The following is a 4,875-nucleotide window of genomic DNA, read 5'->3' as shown; positions in this document are numbered from 1 at the left end:
GAGTTCGGGACGTCGGTGAGTACGACGAAGATCTACCAGTACCCGAACGTCAAGGAGTTCGCCGACTACCTCGCCGGCGAACTGCCGACGGGCGCCGCCCAAACTGCCCCAGCCGCACCGGCCACCCTGCCGGCCCCGCCGACCCAACCCACCGCCGCGCCGGCGCCGGCCGCCGTGCCAACACCCGCGCCCGTACCTGCACCAGCCCCCGCCCCGCCCGTACGGCAGGTAGCCGCCGCCGCGTCGGAAGGGTTGCTCGACGCGCTGCGGGAGAGCTTGGCGCGCGAGCTGTTCGTGGAGGTTGATGAGATCGACCCGAGCCGCAGCTTCACCGAGCTGGGTCTGGACTCGGTGGTGGGTGTGGAGTGGATTCGTGCGGTGAACGCGGAGTTCGGGACGTCGGTGAGTACGACGAAGATCTACCAGTACCCGAACGTCAAGGAGTTCGCCGACTACCTCGCCGGTGAGCTCCCCGCGTCGGACGACGACGACCTCGATGAGGTCCTCGCCAAGGTCTACGAGGGCGAGATCGATGTCTGGCAGGCCGAGGCCCGCCTTTCCGCCCAGGGCAAGGAGGCATGAGCCGATGAACCGCCAGGACATTCTGGCCGCGCTGCGTGCGAAGCGGCTGACCCCGGACGAGGCCCGCAGGCTGCTGCGGGGCGAGGCCGCCGCACCGCAGCCCGCCCCCGCCGAGCAGGCCCCCGCCACCCCGCAGCCCGCGCCGGCGCAGCCCGTACCCACCCAACAGGCCGCAGCCCCCGCGCAGCAGCCCGCACCCACCCGGCCCGCACCCGCGGCCGATGCAGCCCGGCCGTCCCCGATCGCCGTCGTCGGCATGTCGGGCCGCTACGCCAGTGCCCAAGACCTGGACCAGTACTGGGAGTTGCTCGACCAGGGCCGGGACGGCGTACGCGAGATCCCTGCGCACCGCTGGGACATGGAGCGCTACTACGACCCCAAGGTGGGGCAGGAGGGCTCCATCTACTGCCGGTGGATGGGGCTGCTCGACGACATCGACGCGTTCGACTCGTTCTTCTTCGAGATCTCCCCCTCCGAGGCGGAGATGATGGACCCGCAGCACCGCATCTTCCTGGAGGAGGCGTACCGCGCGTTCGAAGACGCCGGCTACTCGCGCCAGCGCCTGGACGGCAGCAACTGCGGCGTCTACCTCGGCCTCGCCAGCAGCGACTACTACACGCTGTGCCACGACGCGCTCCAGGAAGGCGAGGACCTGCCGAGCGTCACCAGCGTCAGCAACGCCATCGCCGCCGGCCGGCTCGCCTACTTCCTCAACCTCAAGGGCCCCGCCCTCACGGTCGACACGGCCTGCTCGTCCTCGCTGGTCGGCGTGCACCTGGCCGTCCAAGCCCTGCAACGCGGCGAGATCGACATGGCGCTCGCCGGCGGCGCCTCGCTTTACCTGAGCCCCGAGTCGTACATGCACATGTGCGCGGCCGGCATGCTCTCCCCGGACGGCCGCTGCAAGACCTTCGACAACGGCGCCGACGGCTTCGTGCCCGGCGAGGGCGCCGGGGCCGTGGTCCTCAAGCGGCTGGCCGACGCCGAGCGCGACGGCGACCAGATCCACGGTGTCATCACCGCCAGCGGCATCAACCAGGACGGCCGCACCAACGGCATCACCGCCCCCAACCTCGGCAGCCAGATCGAACTGGTCCGCGCCGCCTACGAGCGGCACGGCATCGACCCGGCGACCATCAGCTACGCCGAACTGCACGGCACCGGCACCAAGCTCGGCGACCCGATCGAGCTCGAAGCGCTGGCCAGCGCCTTCCGGACCTGGACCGACCAGCGGAACTTCTGCTCGATCGGCTCGGTCAAGTCCAACGTCGGCCACATGTCGGCCGCGGCCGGCGTCGCCGGGCTGCACAAGATCCTGCTGTCCATGCGGCACCGCAAGCTGGTTCCGACGCTGCACGTCCAGTCGCCCAACGAGCACTTCGACTTCGAGCGCTCCCCGTTCCGCGTCGGCACCGAGCCGCGCCCCTGGGAGCCGGCCCCCGGCGCGCCGCTGCGCGCCTGCCTGAGCGCCTTCGGCTTCAGCGGCACCAATGCGCACGTCGTCGTCGACGAGTACGTGCCCACCACCGCACGGCCCGCGCGCCCCGGCCGCGGCGCCGGCCCGGAACGCACCTTCGTGCTGTCCGCCAAGGCCGAGCCGCAACTGCGGGACGCGGCCCGCCGCCTCGCCGCCCACCTCGCCGCCCACCCCGAAGCGGACCTGGACGACGTCGCGTACACCCTGCAAACCGGCCGGGACGCGCTGCGCGAGCGCCTCGCCGTCACCACCGCCGACCGGGCGCAGCTCATCGACGCGCTCGACCACTTCGCCCGGGTCGGCGAGGCCGGCGCGCACACCGCGCGCGGGCGCGCCACCAAGAAGCCCACCAGTGACGCCTGGGTGGACGGCGCCCGCACGGACTGGGAGCAGGGCTGGCAGGGCTCCCAGCCGCGTCGCATTCCGCTGCCGACCTACCCGTTCGAGAAGAAGCGCCACTGGTACACCCAGCCGGACGCCACCACCGACGGCGCCGCCGACCGCGGCGCGCAGGTCGAAGGGCCGGCGCGGGCCGTGGCCCCGGCGGCCACCGCGCTGCACCCGCTGGTGCACCAGAACGTCTCCGACTTCACCCACCAGCGCTTCCGGTCCACCTTCGACGGTGCCGAGTTCTTCCTCGCCGACCACCGCGTCGACGGCCGCCCGGTGCTGCCGGGCGCCGCGGTCGTCGAGCTGGCCAGGGCCGCCGGCGAACTCTCCGCGGGCCGCCAGGTCACCGAGGTCAGCGAGGTCCTGTGGGCCCGCCCGGTGATCGACCACACCGTGCAGGTCACCCTGTTCCCGGCGGCCGGGGACACGGCCGGCTTCGACGTCGCAGGCCCCGACGGCACCCCGTGCGCCACCGGCACGCTCGGCTTCGAGCCGCTCACGACCCCGCCGCCGCTGGACCTCGCCGCCGTACGGGCCCGCTGCACCGCCCGCATCGACCGCGCCGAGCTCTACCCGCAGGACGCGGACGCGGACTCCGGCGTCCACTACGGCGCGGCCTTCCGCACCCTGCACCAGGTCGCGTACGGGACGGCCGACGCGCTCGCCACCCTCGAACTCGACCAGGACCTCCCCGGGTTCGTGCTCCACCCGGCGCTGCTGGACGGCGCCTGGCAGGCCATCCGGCCGTTCCTGACCGGCGACGAGGTGTACCTGCCGTTCGCCGTGGACCGCATCCGCTGCTTCGGACCGCTGCCCGCGTCGGCCCGTGCGCACCTGCGCCCGACCGGCACCGACGTGCCCGGCAGCCGCTCCTTCGACGTCACCGTCACCGACCAGGACGGGGCGGTGGCCGCCGAGATCACCGGCTTCACCGTCCGCTCCACCGGCCGCCCCGAGCGGCCCGAACCCGTCTACCTGGCCCAGCGCTGGGAGGACGCCCCGGCCCTGCCCCGTACCGGCGCAGAACCGGCCCGCACCCTGGTCCTGCGCACCGACGCCGCCGGCGACGCCGGTCTCACGGGCCTCGCGGCGCTGCTGGAAGCCGCCGACGCCATCGGCACCGTGGGCGGCGAGTTCACCGCCGACGCCGACGCACGCCGCTTCACCCTCCGCCCGACCGAACAGGACGACCACGCACGGCTGTTGGCGGCGCTGCGGCTGCGCGACCGGCTCCCCGACCGGATCGTGGTGCTCGACACCGACGCCGAGGGCGGCCCGTACGCGGTGCACGCCCTGGCCCGCGCGTTGACCGCCGCCACCCCCAGGTGGCAGGCCGACCTGGTGTACGCGTACCCCGTCGCCGACGGGCAGCCGCGGCCCGAGCACCGCGCCATGAGCGGCTATCTGCGCAGCCTGGCCCGCGAGGACCGGTTCAGCACGGTCCGCACCGTGGGTCTCGCGGTCGGCGGCGACGCCGGCGCCGCGCTGCGTCGGGAACTGGCCGCAGACCCCGCCGACGCCACCGACCTGTGGTGGGACGGCACCGCCCGGCGGGCGCTGCGCACCGTGCAGCGCACGGCCGACGCGGCGGGGGAGGGGCCCGCCTTCCGCACCGGCGGCACCTACCTGATCACCGGTGGTCTCGGCGGGCTCGGCCTGATCTTCGCCGACTACCTCGCCCGCCGCTACGACGCGCGCCTGGTGCTCGCCGGGCGCCGGGAGCTCGGCGACACCCCACTCCCCGGCGCGCACACGCTCTACGTGCAGGCCGACGTCTCCCGCCGGGCCGACGTCGACGCGCTGGTGGCCCGCGCCAAGGAGCGCTTCGGGCGCATCGACGGCGTGATCCACGCCGCGGGCACCCTGCGCGACGCGTTCATCCGCAACAAGACCGCCGCCGACGTGGCCGCCGTGCTCGCCCCCAAGATCGACGGCACCCGCCACCTGGACGCGGCGCTGCGCGACGAAGAGCTCGACCTGTTCGTCCTCTGCTCGTCCATGTCGGCGGTGCTCGGCACCGTCGGCCAGAGCGACTACTGCTACGCCAACGCCTACCAGGACGCCTTCGCCGCCCGGCGCGAGCAGCAGCGGCGGCAGGGGCAGCGCTCGGGCCGCACCGTCTCCGTCGGCTGGCCGTTCTGGGCCGAAGGCGGCATGACCATCGAGCCGGAGGCCGCCCGCCAACTGCGCGAGCAACTGGGCATCGCACCGCTACCGGCGGCCGAGGGGTGCCGGGCCCTGGAACAGGTACTGCGCCTCCCGGACCCGCACCTGATCTACGCATCGGGCGACGCGGCGACCATCCGTCGCACCTTCGGCGTCCCGCAGCCGGCGGCCGACGGGGCGCCGCAGGACGCCGCGGGGGAGAGCGCACCGGCCGCGCAGCCGCCGGCCGCCGCCCCCGCGAGCGCCGCGGACGGCCGGCC

The 4,875-nt window shown here is 74.2% G+C and carries 2 protein-coding genes; both read left to right on the top strand.

Annotated features, from left to right (window positions below; genetic code table 11):
• Nucleotides 1-582: acyl carrier protein (locus AAHZ94_RS28465; protein WP_349996442.1), on the top strand; the 582-nt coding region annotated here is incomplete at its 5' end.
• Between the two features lie 4 nt (nucleotides 583-586).
• On the top strand, nucleotides 587-4,875 hold a 4,289-nt coding region (locus tag AAHZ94_RS28460), incomplete at its 3' end, for an SDR family NAD(P)-dependent oxidoreductase (RefSeq protein ID WP_349996440.1).

This window comes from Streptomyces sp. HSW2009 (genome assembly GCF_040240285.1).
GTDB lineage: Bacteria > Actinomycetota > Actinomycetes > Streptomycetales > Streptomycetaceae > Streptomyces.
The sequence above is the reverse complement of the archived record's forward strand: the minus strand, read 5'-3'. Positions and strand labels throughout refer to the sequence as shown.